This window comes from Gordonia sp. NPDC062954, from assembly GCF_044543825.1.
GTDB lineage: Bacteria > Actinomycetota > Actinomycetes > Mycobacteriales > Mycobacteriaceae > Gordonia > Gordonia tangerina.
In genome coordinates this window covers 302,545-317,511 of sequence record NZ_JBITWL010000002.1, presented here as the reverse complement: position 1 = coordinate 317,511, position 14,967 = coordinate 302,545, and the positions used below count along the sequence as shown (strand labels likewise).

14 protein-coding genes are annotated in these 14,967 nt (G+C 66.4%); 3 read left to right on the top strand and 11 right to left on the bottom strand.

Annotation, left to right across the window (positions count from 1 at the left end; all coding sequences use genetic code 11):
- Positions 1 to 143: 143 nt before the first annotated feature.
- The 5 genes from ACIGKQ_RS04105 to ACIGKQ_RS04085 form a co-directional block, all read right to left on the bottom strand.
- Positions 144 to 1,199: an alcohol dehydrogenase catalytic domain-containing protein gene (locus ACIGKQ_RS04105; protein ID WP_396572436.1), complete on the bottom strand. Its 1,056-nt coding sequence runs from the start codon at positions 1,197 to 1,199 to the stop codon at positions 144 to 146.
- 177 nt (positions 1,200 to 1,376) lie between these two features.
- Positions 1,377 to 1,991 (bottom strand): TetR/AcrR family transcriptional regulator, encoded by a 615-nt coding sequence (locus tag ACIGKQ_RS04100; RefSeq protein WP_287015803.1) that lies wholly within the window; start codon positions 1,989 to 1,991, stop codon positions 1,377 to 1,379.
- A 46-nt stretch (positions 1,992 to 2,037) separates the two neighbouring features.
- Positions 2,038 to 2,658, bottom strand: a complete 621-nt coding sequence (locus ACIGKQ_RS04095; RefSeq protein WP_287015804.1) for a nitroreductase family protein — start codon at positions 2,656 to 2,658, stop codon at positions 2,038 to 2,040.
- Positions 2,655 to 3,077 (bottom strand): NUDIX hydrolase, encoded by a 423-nt coding sequence (locus ACIGKQ_RS04090; RefSeq protein ID WP_396572434.1) that lies wholly within the window; start codon positions 3,075 to 3,077, stop codon positions 2,655 to 2,657. Before ACIGKQ_RS04090 ends, ACIGKQ_RS04095 begins: the two co-directional genes overlap by 4 nt.
- Complete coding sequence (locus tag ACIGKQ_RS04085; RefSeq protein ID WP_235724753.1) at positions 3,074 to 4,504, bottom strand: carboxyl transferase domain-containing protein; 1,431 nt, start codon at positions 4,502 to 4,504, stop codon at positions 3,074 to 3,076. Before ACIGKQ_RS04085 ends, ACIGKQ_RS04090 begins: the two co-directional genes overlap by 4 nt.
- Positions 4,505 to 4,593: 89 nt before the next feature.
- On the opposite strand from ACIGKQ_RS04085, the gene ACIGKQ_RS04080 reads away from it, so the two are divergent.
- On the top strand, positions 4,594 to 5,070 hold the full coding sequence (locus ACIGKQ_RS04080) for an SRPBCC family protein (RefSeq protein ID WP_235724754.1): 477 nt from the start codon (positions 4,594 to 4,596) through the stop codon (positions 5,068 to 5,070).
- On the opposite strand, the gene ACIGKQ_RS04075 is transcribed toward ACIGKQ_RS04080, so the two are convergent.
- From ACIGKQ_RS04075 to sucC, 4 genes are all read right to left on the bottom strand, one after another.
- Positions 5,058 to 5,534, bottom strand: coding sequence for an RDD family protein (locus tag ACIGKQ_RS04075; RefSeq protein WP_235724755.1), 477 nt, complete (start codon positions 5,532 to 5,534; stop codon positions 5,058 to 5,060). The genes ACIGKQ_RS04080 and ACIGKQ_RS04075 overlap by 13 nt on opposite strands.
- Positions 5,527 to 6,222 (bottom strand): hypothetical protein, encoded by a 696-nt coding sequence (locus tag ACIGKQ_RS04070; protein WP_396572431.1) that lies wholly within the window; start codon positions 6,220 to 6,222, stop codon positions 5,527 to 5,529. The genes ACIGKQ_RS04075 and ACIGKQ_RS04070 overlap by 8 nt, the downstream gene beginning before the upstream one ends.
- 103 nt (positions 6,223 to 6,325) lie before the next feature.
- The gene (gene sucD / locus ACIGKQ_RS04065) at positions 6,326 to 7,216 is read right to left on the bottom strand and encodes a succinate--CoA ligase subunit alpha (protein ID WP_235724758.1); all 891 of its coding nucleotides are present in this window, start codon (positions 7,214 to 7,216) and stop codon (positions 6,326 to 6,328) included.
- 10 nt (positions 7,217 to 7,226) lie between these two features.
- Positions 7,227 to 8,390: an ADP-forming succinate--CoA ligase subunit beta gene (sucC, locus tag ACIGKQ_RS04060; protein ID WP_266059843.1), complete on the bottom strand. Its 1,164-nt coding sequence runs from the start codon at positions 8,388 to 8,390 to the stop codon at positions 7,227 to 7,229.
- Between the two features lie 417 nt (positions 8,391 to 8,807).
- Here sucC and ACIGKQ_RS04055 point away from each other — a divergent pair, with 417 nt between their 5' ends.
- Positions 8,808 to 9,923: a M23 family metallopeptidase gene (locus ACIGKQ_RS04055; RefSeq protein ID WP_396572429.1), complete on the top strand. Its 1,116-nt coding sequence runs from the start codon at positions 8,808 to 8,810 to the stop codon at positions 9,921 to 9,923.
- A gap of 120 nt (positions 9,924 to 10,043) precedes the next feature.
- Here the strand turns inward: ACIGKQ_RS04055 and ACIGKQ_RS04050 are convergent, their stop codons facing one another.
- Positions 10,044 to 12,545, bottom strand: coding sequence for a UvrD-helicase domain-containing protein (locus ACIGKQ_RS04050; RefSeq protein WP_396572427.1), 2,502 nt, complete (start codon positions 12,543 to 12,545; stop codon positions 10,044 to 10,046).
- A gap of 116 nt (positions 12,546 to 12,661) precedes the next feature.
- The gene (locus ACIGKQ_RS04045) at positions 12,662 to 14,530 is read right to left on the bottom strand and encodes a hypothetical protein (protein ID WP_396572425.1); all 1,869 of its coding nucleotides are present in this window, start codon (positions 14,528 to 14,530) and stop codon (positions 12,662 to 12,664) included.
- On the opposite strand from ACIGKQ_RS04045, the gene ACIGKQ_RS04040 reads away from it, so the two are divergent.
- Positions 14,529 to 14,912, top strand: a complete 384-nt coding sequence (locus ACIGKQ_RS04040; protein WP_268900517.1) for a chorismate mutase — start codon at positions 14,529 to 14,531, stop codon at positions 14,910 to 14,912. The genes ACIGKQ_RS04045 and ACIGKQ_RS04040 overlap by 2 nt on opposite strands.
- Positions 14,913 to 14,967: the final 55 nt, after the last annotated feature.

The window sequence follows — 14,967 nt, the reverse complement described above, 5'->3', positions numbered from 1 at the left end:
CCACCAAGAAGACCGCACCGTCACCGAAGTCCTGACACACCAAGTGTCACCAATGTCCAGATGCAGAAACGTCACCGATGTCCCGATACATCACAGAAGGATCGCGCAACCACTCGGGCGAATTGGCGCATCGAGATTGCGATTCACGCCCGCGAGATGATCACCTTCAACGCATGCTCGTCGGCCGCGTTCGAAAAGGTCTCGTAGGCAGCATCGATCTCGTCGAAGGTGAATCGGTGGGTGATGAACTTCTCCGGTTGGATCTCGCCCCGTTGGATCCGCTCGAGCAATTCGGGAGCGGTGGTGGCGTTCACCAGCCCGGTGGTGATGGTCAAGTTGTTGATCCAATCGCGTTCGATAGGAAAGTTCACGCTCTCACCGTGGACGCCGACGTTGGCCACGTGACCGCCCGGCCGGACGCTGTCGAGCGCCAGAGTGAAGGTGGCCGGTATCCCGACAGCCTCGATCGACACGTCGACGCCGAGTCCATCGCGACTGAGTTCCTTGAGCTTGGCGACGACGTCGTCTCCCGCATTGACGTCGATGGTGTCGGTGGCTCCGAAGTCCCTGGACTGTTCCAGCCGAAACTTGTTGCCGTCCACCGCGATGACTTTGGCCGCACCTTGGGCCGATGCCGTCATTACCGCAGCCAGACCCACCGGTCCGACACCGACCACGGCGACCACATCACCCTTCTTGACCGCGCCGTAGAGAACACCGATCTCGAATCCGGTCGGCAGGATGTCGCTGAGCATCGTCCCCTGTTCTGCGGAGACGCCATCCGGAAGCGGGATGAGTCCGTTGTCGGCAAAGGGGACTCGGACGTACTCGGCTTGCGTTCCGTCGATCAGATGGCCGAAGATCCAGCCGATCCCGCCGACTGTCTGACAGTGCGAGGTCATCCCGGAACGGCAGTACTCACAGGTCCCACATTTGGTGACGCACGAGATGATCACCCGATCTCCGACCTTGACCTTGCTGCAGTCAGGACCGACCTCGGTGACCACGCCGACGCCCTCATGGCCCAGGACACGTCCAGCGGTGACCGCGGGGACATCGCCTTTGAGAATGTGCAGATCGGTACCGCAGATCGTGGTGGTCTCCATGCGTACGACGGCGTCGGTCGGGTCGATCACCGTCGGGTCCGGAACGTCTTCCCAGGCTTTCTGCCCAGGGCCGTGATACACGAGCGCCTTCATGTCGGGGTCCTCCGTCGTGGTCGAGGCGCGCAATAGTGCACGCAGTCCCACGATTGCGCTCGGATCCGGAAGCCGCACGGGATTCGCGCTGTCGTCTCATATTGCGACGGTTGCAGGGTCCCGGTCGTTCGCCGAACAGCAAGCCCGACCTGGCCCACGCACACCACGAGACGACCGCTACGCCAACAACGCCGACCATGCCATCGTCGTCAGCACCGATCGCAGATCGTCGGCCCCGAATGCCGGCAACCGCGGCGATGAGTTCAGCAGCCCGAACGTCGCGTGGACTCGTACCCGCGCCTCCGCCCGGGTCAGATCCACGCCACGTTCGCCGGCGAGCGCGAGCAGCACGTCCACCCACTGTTCGACGTAGCGACGTTGCAGTGACCGCACCTGGTGGTTCGCGGAGTCGGTCATCGATGTGAGATCTCGGTCCTGCACGGTGATCAGATCCGGTTTGGTGACCAGCACATCGATGTGGAACCCGATCAGGTCACGCAACGTCTCGCCGGGTTCGGCGTCGCCGGCAACCACCTCGGCACCACCCTCGTGCAGCCGCTGGCTGATGTCCACCAGCATCTGATCGAGCAGATCGGTCTTGGACGAGAAGTGCCGGTACATGGCGGGACCACTCACCCCGACGGCACGGCCGATGTCCTCCAGCGTGACGCCCGCGAAACCCCGCTCGGCCATCAGGCGGGCCGCGGCCTCGAGGAGCTCGGCGCGGCGCGCCGCCTTCGCCTGGCCTCGGCGCGTGCGCGGAGGCTGCTCGGGCGACGGTGACGTGGTCATGGTGAATTCGGACTCTACCGGGCCGCAACCATCATGACGGCTCCCATCACCACCCGTTGACGTGCAGGATGTCCTCGAGGGGCTTGCGGCCGGCCGGTTTGAAGTCGGTGCCGGTGTAGTAGGCCACCGGGAGCAGCACCCCCTGATGCACGTTGTCCGGGATGCCCAGGATCTCGGCCACCTCCTTCTCGTACACGAGGTGCAGCGTGGTCCATGCCGAACCCAATCCGCGCGCCCGCAGCGCCAACTGCAGGCTCCAGGCACCCGGGAGGAGCGAACCCCACAGACCGGCCTGGTTCCCTTCGGGCAGCTCTCCCCCGCTGTAGATGGCGCCGATCACCAGCACCGGCACCTGCGCCATGGTGTCGGCGAGATACTGGGCGCTCGACGCCACCCGACGGGCGGTGTCGTCACGGCGCGGCTGATTGGCCGAGTACGCGGCGAACGACTTCGCGTACAGATCGGCGACCTTCTGCTTGATCTCGGGATCGGTGAGCACGATCCAGTGCCACGTCTGACTGTTGCTACCGGTCGGCGCCTGCAGCGCCACCTCGAGTGCTTCCTTGACGACCTCCAACGGTACCGGCCGCGCAAGGTCGAGACGTTTGCGCACCGACCGGGTGGTGGTGAGCAGCTCGTCGGGATTCAGGGGTAGCAGGTCGGTCATGTCGTCCTCTCCGTTGCGGCTGTGCGCATCAAACCATGTCGTTCGAGGTGCTCGATCAGTCCGGCGGTCAGCGGTAGCTCGCCGAGTTCGACCACCGACACCCATCGTGCATCGGCCGCGTCGTCGCCGGCCCGCAACGTGCCCGCACGCACCTCGGCGACGAAGTCGTGCACCTCGAACACCACATCGTCGTCGGCGGGAATGTCGACCACCCAGGCCTTCTCGCCGACGTCGACGCGCAGGCCGGTCTCCTCGGCCACCTCGCGGGTGACGGCCGCGGATAGGGTCTCTCCGGGTTCCAGCTTGCCGCCCGGAACTGTCCACCGCCCAGCCTGCGGCGGGTGTCGCCGTTGCACCAGCAGCAACCGATCGTCGGCGTCCCAGACGATGGCGCCGACACCGACGATCCGGCGGGTCACCAGTCTGCTCCGGGTGTGCGGGTGCGCCGTCGCATCGACGGACGCGTGCGGGTGGCCAGCGCTTCGGCGACGACGCTTCGTAGTGCTCGGACACCGCTGTCGGCAGTGACGTCGACGATCCGATCGACGGTGCCGTTCGCAGACAATGCGGCAGCGGCGATGCCTTGGTGATCCGCGAGCTCGGCGGCGTGCACGGTGTCGTGGTGGACGATGACGCTCGCACCCTCGGGGGGTAGTGGCGACAGCCACGCGTCCGCGGCGGCTATCCGCGTATCCGCGGGGAACAACGCGAGGGCGGCCCCACCCGCTCCCTGCCCGAGCAGCACCGACACGGTCGGCACCGTGAGCTGCACCAATTCAGATGTGCAACGGGCGATCTCACCGGACAGTCCGCCTTGTTCCGCGTCAACCGACAACTCTGCGCCCGGGGTGTCGATGATCGTCACCACCGGCAACCGCAGATCAGCGGCCATCGCCATGCCGCGGCGAGCGACGCGCAGATCGGCCGGCCCGATGAGTTGCCCGGCCGCCTGACGCACCCGATCCTGCCCGACGACAACCGCTGTCCGACCGCCGAATCGACTCAGCGCCAGCCAGATCGGAGCATCACCGCGGAGCACCACCGAATGGTCGGGATCGAGGACCTCGGCGAGCCCGGGCCGTCCCGGCGACCGGGTGGCTACCACCGCAGACCAGGCGTCGGACATCGGCGGGTCGTCGGGCAGCGCGGACACGGGCTCGACGGCGACGGGTGCGAGCAGCGCCAGTAGCCGTCCCGCATGGCTGCCGAGCCTGTCCAATCCGAACACGGCGTCCACGAGTCCGTGTGCGAGAAGATTCTCCGACGTTTGCACCTCGGCCGGAAACGGCTCACCGTAGAGCCCCTCGTACACGCGCGGGCCCAGAAAGCCCACCAGCGCCGACGGCTGGGCCCACGTGATGTGGCCGAGCGAACCCCAGGAGGCGAACACACCTCCGGTCGTCGGATGACGTAGATACACCAGATAGGCGAGCCCGGCGGCCCTGTGCGCGTTGACCGCACCGGTGATCGCCACCATCTGCAGAAAGGCCGGGGTACCCTCCTGCATCCGGGTGCCGCCCGACGACGGCAGCGCGAGCACCGCAATCCGTTCCCGGGTCGCCCGTTCGACGGCAGCCACCACGCGCTGTCCCGCGGCCCGACCGATCGACCCGCCGAGGAATCCGAACTCGCTGATCACCATCGCCACGCGATGTCCGCCGATCAGACCGCAGCCGGTGACAACCGATTCGTCGACACCGGTTCGGTCCCGCGCGCGGTCACGTGCGGCTCCGTAGTCGGATTCGTCCGACCCCGGATCGGCTGGTCCGTCCCAGGACTGCCAGGTGCCCCGGTCGACAACGAGGTCGACCACTGTGCGGGTATCGACGCGGCGTTGGTCGGTCACGATTCCACCCTACGGGCGCGTCGACCGATGAACTCCCGCATCCCCCTCGGTCATACTGCATGCACCTACCCCCGAGCAGGAGAAACACCATGGGCGAGTACACCGTGACCCGGAACACGACGATCGCGGCGCTGCCAGATCGGATCTACCCGCTCCTCGTCGATCTGCATGAGTGGCAACGGTGGTCACCGTGGGAGGACCTCGATCCCGATTTGCACCGCGACTATTCAGGCGCCGACAGCGGAGTCGGTGCGAAGTATGCATGGTCGGGAAACCGCAAGGCGGGCAAAGGCACCATGGAGGTCATCGAGGTCACCGAACCCACGCGAGTGGCCGTGGCGGTGGCGTTCGAGAAGCCCATGTCATCGACCAGCACCAGCGTGTTCACTATGGCACCCCGGGGCGCCCAAACCGAGGTGACGTGGACAATGACCGGCCCGCACTCGATGTTCTCGCGCATCGCCGCACCGCTGGGACTGTTCGACCGGATGATCGGCAAGGATTTCGAGAAGGGGCTGGCCGCCTTGAAGTCCGTGGCCGAGGTGTCGGGCGGTCAGCGCGAATAGACCACGCGGGTGCGCAGAACCATGTCGGCCACCGATCGCCGCTCCGGATGCACTGCCACCCAGGCCAATCCGACGGCGAAGAACACGCATAGAAAGGCCCGCAGCAGCGCGGTGACCGGGCGCATGCGTCCCCCCTTACGCCCGACCACACGCAGACCCATCGCCACACACCCGAGAGTGCGTCCCGACACCGCCCAACACAGCGCCAGATAGCCGACCGACACGACGATGAAGCCGGTTGCGGTGAAGACCGCATTCGGTTGCGGGAACGCGAAATCGCGGATGCTGAACAGCAACCGCACCATGGCGTACCCGAGATAGGCGCTACTCAGAATCGCCAGCACCACCAGCAGATCCAACGTCGCAGCGACACCTCGACTGACGATGCCGGCGCTCTTGGTGGTGTCGTGGATCGCAGGCATGTGCGTGTGCCGAAGCGGTCCGACCCGATCGGTGTCACTCATCGGCGTGACTGCTCTGAGCTGCGTCGACGACGCGCCGCCGCAGGATGCGGCCCACCACGTTGGCGACCGCGTCGTCGGCGCGCTCGCTGGTGCTGCGCACGTCGGTCATCACATCCGCGGTCACCGACGTGGACGCCTCACGGATGATGTCGGGCAGATCGACACCGTCGATGATCTCATCGGCCAGCCCGATCATGTCCACCCGACCGAGGATGGCTTCGATGTCGATCCGCGCTGCAATGGCGTCGATGTCGAGCGTGGCCGCGATGGCGTCAAGGTCCACCAGGGCGACGGCGCCGTTCAGATCAAGGCGGTCACGGATCACGGCATCCAGGTCGACTCGATCCAGGATCGCCTCGATATCGAGGGCTGCGGCGACCTCGTTCAGGTCGACGTTGTCCCGAACCAACCCGGTCAGATCCATCTCGGCGATGATCGCGGACACCACGGCGACCACCAGCTTCTTGCCGAGGTCGACCACCGTCGGCATCAGCTCCGCGACGCGCTCGCCTTCGGCCTCGAGGCGATCGAGGCCGCGGCGGCCGGCAGGCCCGATGACCGGAAGACGAAGCGCCGTACGCACCGCAGACCTCGACAGCCGGGCAGACATCGCGACCGCGCGAGCACCGACTGCCGCCGCGCCGAGGGCGAGCACGACCTCCCGCGGCACCTCGTTGTCTTCACCCACGGATGAATCGTAGTCGCCCGCAGGGACAGCGCACTGCACAAAACGAGGTGGCCGTCATCCCCCGGACGGGGACAACGGCCACCTCGTTGTCGAAAGCGTTACGTCACAGGCCCTGGTAGAGCTCCCGAGCCAGCTTGGCGGTCTCGCTCGGCGTCTTGCCGACCTTGACGCCGGCGGCCTCGAGGGCCTCCTTCTTGGCCTGCGCGGTGCCCGAACTGCCCGATACGATGGCGCCGGCGTGACCCATGGTCTTGCCCTCGGGCGCGGTGAAACCGGCAACGTAGCCGACGACCGGCTTGGAGACGTTGGCCTTGATGTAGTCGGCGGCGCGTTCTTCGGCATCGCCACCGATCTCGCCGATCATGACGATCACTTTGGTGTCGGGGTCCTTCTCGAACGCCTCGATGGCGTCGATGTGGGTGGTGCCGATGACCGGGTCGCCGCCGATGCCGATGGCGGTGGAGAAGCCGATGTCACGCAGTTCGTACATCATCTGGTAGGTCAACGTGCCCGACTTGGACACCAGACCGATCGGGCCGGTGCCGGTGATGTTGTTCGGCGTGATGCCGACCAGCGACTCACCCGGCGTGATGATGCCCGGACAGTTGGGTCCGATGATGCGGGTCTTGTTGCCCTTGGACTGGTTGTACGCCCAGGCGTAGGCGCTGTCCTGCACCGGGATTCCCTCGGTGATGACCACGAGCAGCGGGATCTCGGCGTCGATGGCCTCGATGATGGCGTCCTTGGCGAACTTCGGCGGCACGAAGGCGATCGACGTGTCGGCGCCGGTCTCCTTCATGGCCTCCGACACCGAACCGAACACCGGCAGCTCCACGCCGCCGTCGTGGCTGACGGTGGTGCCGGCCTTGCGGGCGTTGACGCCGCCGACGATGTTGGTGCCGGCCTTGAGCATCAGCGCGGTGTGCTTGGTGCCCTCACCGCCGGTGATGCCCTGGACGATGACCTTGTTGTCTTTGTTCAGAAAGATGGACATTCTGCTGCTCCTACTTGCTCGCCAGTTCGGCGGCCTTGTCGGCGCCGGAGTCCATGGTCTCGGCCAGCGTCACCAGCGGGTGGTTCGCGTCGGCCAGGATCTTGCGGCCCTCTTCGACCTTGTTGCCGTCCAGCCGGACGACCAGGGGCTTGTTCGCCTCGTCGCCGAGCTTGTTCAGCGCGCCGACGATACCGTTGGCGACCGCGTCGCACGCGGTGATGCCGCCGAAGACGTTCACGAAGACGCTTTTGACCTGCTCGTCGCCCAGGATGACGTCGAGGCCCGCAGCCATCACCTCGGCCGAGGCGCCGCCGCCGATGTCGAGGAAGTTGGCCGGCTTGACACCCTGGTGCGCCTCACCGGCATAGGCGACGACGTCGAGGGTCGACATGACCAGGCCCGCGCCGTTGCCGATGATGCCGACCTGGCCGTCGAGCTTGACGTAGTTGAGATCGTTCTCCTTGGCCTTGAGCTCGAGCGGGTCGGTGGCCTCTTTGTCCTCGAACGCCTCGTGGCCGGGCTGACGGAAGTCGGCGTTGGCGTCGAGGGTGACCTTGCCGTCCAGAGCGAGGATCTGGTCGTCGGGGGTGCGGACCAGCGGGTTGACCTCGACCAGGAGAGCGTCCTCGTTGATGAAGACCTCCCAGAGCTTCTGGATGGTGACCGCTGCGGCGTCGAGCACCTCGGCGGGCAGTTTGCCGGCCTCGGCGATGCTGCGCGCGAACGCGAGGTCGACGCCCTTGACGGCGTCGACGGGGATGCGGGCGAGGGCGTCGGGGTTCTCCTCGGCGGTGACCTCGATCTCGACGCCACCCTCCACCGAGCACATGGCCAGGTAGGTGCGGTTGGTGCGGTCGAGCAGGAAGGAGATGTAGTACTCCTCGGCGATGTCACTCGCCTCTGCGACCAGCAGCTTCTTGACGACGTGGCCCTTGATGTCGAGGCCGAGGATCGACTCGGCGTTCGCGACGGCTTCGTCGACGTCCTTGGAGTACTTCACGCCGCCGGCCTTGCCACGGCCACCGACCTTGACCTGGGCCTTGACCATCACCGGCTTGCCGATTTCCTCGGCAATCTCACGTGCCCCGGCGACCGTGTCGGTAACGCGGCCGGCCGAGGTGGGCACCTCGTGCTTGGCGAAAAGTTCCTTCGCCTGGTATTCGAAGAGATCCATTCAGCTCACCATCTCGTAGATTTGTCCGCAGAAGGATGTAACACCGCAGGGGTGTTGTGCGGGCCATATCGGACTCTAAACCTGCCGCGTATGGGCTTTGTCGGCGCACCCACCGCTTGTGCGACAGATCACTCGGTCGGTCGGCGATCTGGCACTCTCATGACCCCTGCACCGACCTCGCCGCGAGGCCTGTGCTCTGATGGGTCGTCCGCCGATGGACCGACAGTGGGTACACGATGGCGAAGTCTGCCTTCGCGACACCTGAGCGCGCAGGGTTTTGTTGTGACCCGCCTCACAGAACACGGGGTTTTGGGGCCACACCGTTGGACTTGCCGCAATCATTTCGTTACCGTCGGCTGGCAGATCACAAAAGGATTACAGGCGGTAACGGGTAGTCCTCGCTAACAGAGAGATGAGGTGGACGATTTGACGGGACGTGGCTACTCCAGCCGGCCGGTCGCGACCACCGGGCACCCACCCGCCCGCGACGAGGACAACGGCACCGAGGTCACCACGATCATCCCGATCGATGAGTTCGCCGACGCCGCACCTGCGTGGGAGTCCACCGACGAGACCTGGGATTCGAGCACCTGGGACCGCTACTACCGCCCCACTCGCTCCGAGATCACCCAGGACATCCTGATCCCGGAGAGCGAGTTCGACGGCTACGAGTACGACGAGCCGTTCGACATGGAGGGCGCTCGCCCCGACACCTTCTCCCTCACCAGCACCGAGAGCGGCGAGCTGCCGCTACCGCTTTCCGACGGTGAGAAGCCGTTCCGTACCCGCCCGTCCTCCGGCGCGACGCGTAAGGGCGGCAAACACCGCATCAGCGCCCCGCCGACGGCCCTCAAGGGTGGGCGGGCCGCACTCATCGCGATGGCGGCAGGCGCTGCGGTCGCCGCCGTGGCGCAGGTGGGCTCCGCCGACAACGCCTCGGCTCCCGCACCCTCCAACACGGCCAACGTCGGCACCACCGGCCAGACACCCGACCTCGGGCCGGGCCTGGCCGCCACGACGCCGACCAAGGACCTGAGCACCTTCACCGACCAGCTGGCTGTCGGCGAGGCCCGCGCCGCCGCCGAGGCGAAAGCGGAGGCGCTCGCTCGTCGGCCGATGTTCGAATCACCCATCCCCCTCGGTGCCTACGACTTCACGTCCACCTTCGCGATGCGCTGGGGAACCTTCCACGGCGGCATCGACCTGGCCGCCCCGCTGGGTACTCCGATCCATGCCGTTACCGACGGCGTCGTCGTCGAGGCCGGGCCGGCCTCCGGTTACGGCAACTGGGTCCAGATCCGCGCCGACGACGGCACCATCACCATGTACGGCCACATGTCCTCGTCCGGGGTTCTGGTCCAGCCGGGCCAGCACGTCACCGCAGGCGACGTCATCGCGCTGGTCGGCAACGAAGGCTTCTCCACGGGCCCGCACGTTCACTTCGAGGTGTGGAAGAACGGCACCACCAAGATCGACCCCGCCCCCTGGCTCGCCCAGCACGGCGTGACGCTGTCCGGCTACACCGGCGGTTAGTCACCGCGCTCCCCCGGCTCCCCAACGCGCCCAGCACGGCAGCCGACAGAACCGGGTTGGTTCTGTCGGCCTCCGTGCTGAGCGCGCTGGGAGCCTGTGGTGCGTTTGCGGGAGGCCGGGCTAAAGTTTGTCGCCGGGGAGACCACCAGCGGTCAGTAGCGTGACCCGCCCGACGTTGCCACCGAAGTCGAAGGTGATTCGCTCGGTCGCACCATTGCCCTGCTTCTCCACTGCTTTGCCCATCCCGTACTTGGGATGATTGATGCGGTCGCCGACGTCATAGTGCACCTGTTTGTTGCGACCGCGGGTGGGATCCGAGGAGTACGAGGACCGGCCGAGTCGATCGCTGCCGAAACCCGAGTCCCCGCGCCCGAATACCCCACCGGAAGAACCGAGATGGCGGCTTGTCGATCGGCGTGGCTCGGTGCGTCGCCAGTCGAGCAGATGCTGCGGTATCTCTTGCAGGAAACGAGATTCCGGGTTGGACACCGGCTGCCCCCAAGACGCCCGGGTCATCGACCGGGTGAGATACAGACGTTCCTTTGCACGCGTGATACCCACATAGGCGAGACGGCGCTCCTCGCTGAGTTCGGCCGGATCGCCAAGGGCGCGCATGTGCGGGAAATGTCCATCCTCCCAACCGGTTACGAAGACGACCGGGAACTCGAGACCTTTTGCGGTGTGCAGCGTCATCAACGTCACCACGCCGTCACCCTCGTCAGGCACCTGATCGGCGTCGGCGACGAGTGACACCTTCTCCAGGAAGGCGGCCAGCGATCCGGGTTCCGGCTGCCCTTCGGCAGCCTCGGCTGCGTCGGCGTCGAGGCCATCGAGGTCGATGTCGTCGACTGCGGCCAGCCCTGCCGCATCTGCACTGAATTCCCTTGCGACGGCAACGAGTTCGTTGATGTTGTCGAGGCGGGCACCATCCTGCGGGTCCCGGGATGCCTCGAGTTCGGCGCGATACCCGGTGCGCTCGACGATGGCGTCGACCAACTCACCGATGTCGGCACCCTCCTCCGTGGCGTCCACGACGGCAACATCCTCACCGGCCTCGCCCGCTCCACCGAACCTCGCCACGAAATCGTTGCGGAGCCCCTCGATGAGATCGACGAATCCGCCGATCTGTTTCACCGCACGCGTGTTCAGCAGCGGAACCTTGCCCTCGGCCCCCTCCAGCAGCGCTTCATAGAAGCTGATCCCCATGTTCTCCGAATGCACGGCCACACATGCTTCGGCACGATCGCCGATGCCGCGGCGCGGGGTGTTCAGGATGCGCCGCAGACTCACCGAGTCGTCGGGATTGGCCACCACACGAAGGTAGGCGACGACGTCACGTACTTCCTTGCGCTCATAGAACTTGGTGCCACCCACCACCTTGTACGGGATTCCGTGCCGGACGAACACCTCCTCCAGTGGCCGGGATCCGGTGTTGGTGCGATAGAACACGGCGATGTCGGAGTACGAATGGCTCGACGAGCCGCCGATCGAGTAGTCGGTGAGATCCTCGATCTCCTTGGCGATGAACAGCGACTCGTCGCGGTCGGAGTCGGCCACATACCCGACGATCAGCTCGCCGTCACCGGAATCGGTCCAGAGTCTCTTGTCGCGCCGATTCTGGTTGCGGGCGATCACTGCATTGGCCGCGGACAGAATCGTCTGTGTGGAGCGATAGTTCTGCTCCAGCAGGATCGTCTCGGCATTCGGGAAGTCCCGCTCGAATTCCTCGATGTTGCGGATGGTGGCGCCGCGGAAGGCATAGATCGACTGATCCGCGTCACCGACGACGCACAGCTCCGACGGGGACACCGTCGAGTCCGTGTTCTCGTCCCCCACGAGCTCCCGGACGAACACGTACTGGGCGTGGTTGGTGTCCTGGTACTCGTCGACCATCACGTGCCGGAAGCGCCGGCGATAGTATTCGGCCACCTCCGGGTGACGCTGCAGCAACGACACCGTCTCGCCGATGAGGTCGTCGAAGTCGAACGCATTCGCCGACAGCAGCCGCCGCTGGTACTCCGCATAAATCTGGGCGATCACCAGGGCCGCCGGCTCGTCGTCGGTCGCCGCCGCCAGGGCCTCATCCGGGGCGATCAACTCGTTCTTGAGGTTGGAGATGCTGACCGCCACGCCGCGTGCACTGAACTTCTTCGGGTCGAGATCCATGTCGCGGATGATCATGCCCAGCAAGCGTTTCGAGTCATCCGAGTCGTAGATCGAGAAATTAGAGTTCCGCTTGCCCAACAGCGCCGACTGCGCCCGCAGTATCCGCACGCAGGTGGAGTGGAAGGTCGAGACCCACATGTAGGCCGCACGCGGACCCACCAGGTCGATGACCCGCTCACGCATCTCGGCGGCCGCCTTGTTGGTGAACGTGATCGCGAGGATCTGCCCGGGAGTGGTGTCGCGCTCGGCGAGCAGGTAGGCGATCCGCCGGGTGAGCACCGCGGTCTTGCCCGATCCCGCGCCTGCCACGATGAGCAGGGGCGATCCGGCGTGCAGCACCGCCGCGCGCTGAGGCGGGTTGAGACCGTCGAGCAGGCGGGCGGTGGGGTCATCGGGTGCGGCCTCGTCACGGGCTCCTGCGGAGCCCCCGGCCGTCTCGCGGATAGAGCTTGTCATCAGGAAACAAGGCTACCCCCGACTGCCGACAGACCCGCTGAGCCTGTCGAACGACGTCGCCGGCGCGCCCTGACCAGGACCGTTGGACCGTACCCGTCCCTGCGCGCTGCGTCGCCTCAGCCGACGAGACGGGCGTCGGCCACCTCGCCGACCCGCCCCTCCCCGGTGTGCAATGCCAAGTCGGGGGTCAGCGGTCGCACGGAAATTCCGCGCCCACGGCCTTCGAGCTGGACGTAGACGACGTGCAGACCCGCTTGCACATCCACCCGCTGAGCAGGTCCGTCGTCGAGGGCCATCTCGATCTGACCCGGCATGTTCGCGCAGTAGCCGACCGCGATCGTCCACCGCCACTGCAGCAGCGGCCCGGACAGGGACAGCTCCGTGGGACCGTCGATCTCCGGTCGGTCACAAGCGCCGCTGCCGGGCTCGATCGTGCGGGCCGGCGTCACCGCTCCCTCGACCATGTGGCCACTGTTGTCGAGCACCATGAGCCGGTCGGTGGTCACGCCGAAGTTCGGACGCTCGCGCAGGCGTCCGAACGTGTGGCTGATCTGGTTGTTCGGGTAGGCCACCGGCAGCAGTACCTCCAACGGCAGGGCCTGATCGAACATGGTGTGGTCCTGGTTGCGGGCGAGAGCCTGTTTGGCGTTGGCCAGGTAGTCGCCGGTGGGGTCGTCGCGCCACGACGACGAGAAGGACGCCAGCGAAACCATCGCCGAGGCCACTGCAAACGCACCGACGAGCGCGACGACTGCGACACCGGTCTGCCCACGCTCGGATCGTTCACCGACATGTCGCCCCGCCGGATGCTGCCGTGCGCCCGACCCGACGATCAGCGCGATCGCGATGGTGATCACCACTGCGGTGTCGGGTAGGTACCGCATCGTCTGGGCCAGTTCCAACGCCGTGTTCGCGCTCGAACGGTTCCACATCACCGGGAGCTGCGCCACCACGACATAACCGGCTGCGCAAGCCACCACCGCTGCCGCACCGTGCCGGGTCCTGACCGCCCACACGACCAGCGCCGCGATCACCAGCCACCCGAGCACGATCATCCACACGGGCGCGAAACCCATCGGCGGGCTCGGCACCCACCGCTCCCACTCCCACGGTCCGCCCGCGAACGACGGGACCACGGCATTGTTGATCGATCGCCACACCAGGCGCAGGGTCTGACTGATCGAGTGCTCACCGGCGGTGGCGTCGGACACCGAGAAGAAGACGATCAGCCAGACCACGAACACCCCACTGAGCACCACCCACAGTGCGCGGGCCCCGGTGAAGGCACGGATCAATGCCGAATCCGCTGCCGGGACGTCCCGGCTGTCCGATTCGGCACCCGGCGCGGTGCCGGTCGGGGGTGTTCGGACGGCGGTCCGGGCGCTCAATGTGGCGGCCGCGAACGCGACCGGCAGGATGAACAGCGATTTCTCGAAGAACGCCAGTGCCACGACGAAAACCACCGCGGACCGGATCACGATCAATCGGGCATCGGGCCGGCGACCACGCGACCGCACCAGCAGCACCGCGTCGGCGACGATCCACGCCATCGCGGCCTGCAGCGGCAACGAGTTCAGTGCTGCCGCCCACCACGCGAAGGCCGGCACCGTCATGGGCGTGAACAAGTAGAACGCCAAGGCCGCCAGCGCACCGATCCCGGCCCGCGGCGCCAACACCCGGATCATCCGCCACACAGCCAGCGAGGCGAGCGCCTGCAACGCCACAAGGGTCACCGCCGGTATCAGCCAATCGACCGGCGCGACCACCGTGGACACCCCGGCCACCAGAAAGGCGGCCGGCATGAAATGCCCGTCATGACTGTGCCCGAGGTAGTCCCAACTCAGGATCGGATTCGACGACGCACGGCCGATCAGCACGAGGTCGTCCCAGTAGAAGTTGCCCGTCGCGGCGAGCCAGCCACGAACCACCAGTTGTGCCACGATCAGCGCGATCGCCACCGACGAGATCGTCCGCCTGCTCAGCATGCGGTCCAGTCTCACGTCGCGGCGGGCACGTGGCAAAATCGACCGGGTGACCGACGCCAACACCCCCGACGAGCGAGCCACCGCAGCCACCCCGTTCGATGTGGACGCCTATGACCTCTCCGACGACGTGTCGACGTTGGCCGATGACATCGATGAACTGCGCCTGGAGATCGACCGACTCGATGCGATGATCCTCGCCGCCATCAAGCGACGGTCAGCGGTGTCGAAGAAGATCGGCGCAGCGCGGATGGCCTCCGGCGGCCCACGGTTGGTGCACAGTCGTGAGGTGAAGGTTCTCGACCGCTTCGCCGAGCTCGGGCAAGAGGGCCACACGTTGGCAATGCTGTTGTTGCGCCTGGGACGCGGACCGCTCGGACGCTGACCGAACGCCGCATCGCCCCACCGGGTGGCGTGGCCGGCACGTCGCGAGGCGGGTC

What these genes read in the sequence shown, in the direction of transcription:
- ACIGKQ_RS04105 (WP_396572436.1), bottom strand. Translation starts at nt 1,199, where the DNA reads ATGAAGGCGCTCGTGTATCACGGCCCTGGGCAGAAAGCCTGGGAAGAC.
- ACIGKQ_RS04100 (WP_287015803.1), bottom strand. Translation starts at nt 1,991, where the DNA reads ATGACCACGTCACCGTCGCCCGAGCAGCCTCCGCGCACGCGCCGAGGC.
- ACIGKQ_RS04095 (WP_287015804.1), bottom strand. Translation starts at nt 2,658, where the DNA reads ATGACCGACCTGCTACCCCTGAATCCCGACGAGCTGCTCACCACCACC.
- ACIGKQ_RS04080 (WP_235724754.1), top strand. Translation starts at nt 4,594, where the DNA reads ATGGGCGAGTACACCGTGACCCGGAACACGACGATCGCGGCGCTGCCA.
- ACIGKQ_RS04075 (WP_235724755.1), bottom strand. Translation starts at nt 5,534, where the DNA reads ATGAGTGACACCGATCGGGTCGGACCGCTTCGGCACACGCACATGCCT.
- sucD (WP_235724758.1), bottom strand. Translation starts at nt 7,216, where the DNA reads ATGTCCATCTTTCTGAACAAAGACAACAAGGTCATCGTCCAGGGCATC.
- sucC (WP_266059843.1), bottom strand. Translation starts at nt 8,390, where the DNA reads ATGGATCTCTTCGAATACCAGGCGAAGGAACTTTTCGCCAAGCACGAG.
- ACIGKQ_RS04050 (WP_396572427.1), bottom strand. Translation starts at nt 12,545, where the DNA reads ATGACAAGCTCTATCCGCGAGACGGCCGGGGGCTCCGCAGGAGCCCGT.
- ACIGKQ_RS04040 (WP_268900517.1), top strand. Translation starts at nt 14,529, where the DNA reads ATGCGGTCCAGTCTCACGTCGCGGCGGGCACGTGGCAAAATCGACCGG.
- ACIGKQ_RS04045 (WP_396572425.1), bottom strand. Translation starts at nt 14,530, where the DNA reads ATGCTGAGCAGGCGGACGATCTCGTCGGTGGCGATCGCGCTGATCGTG.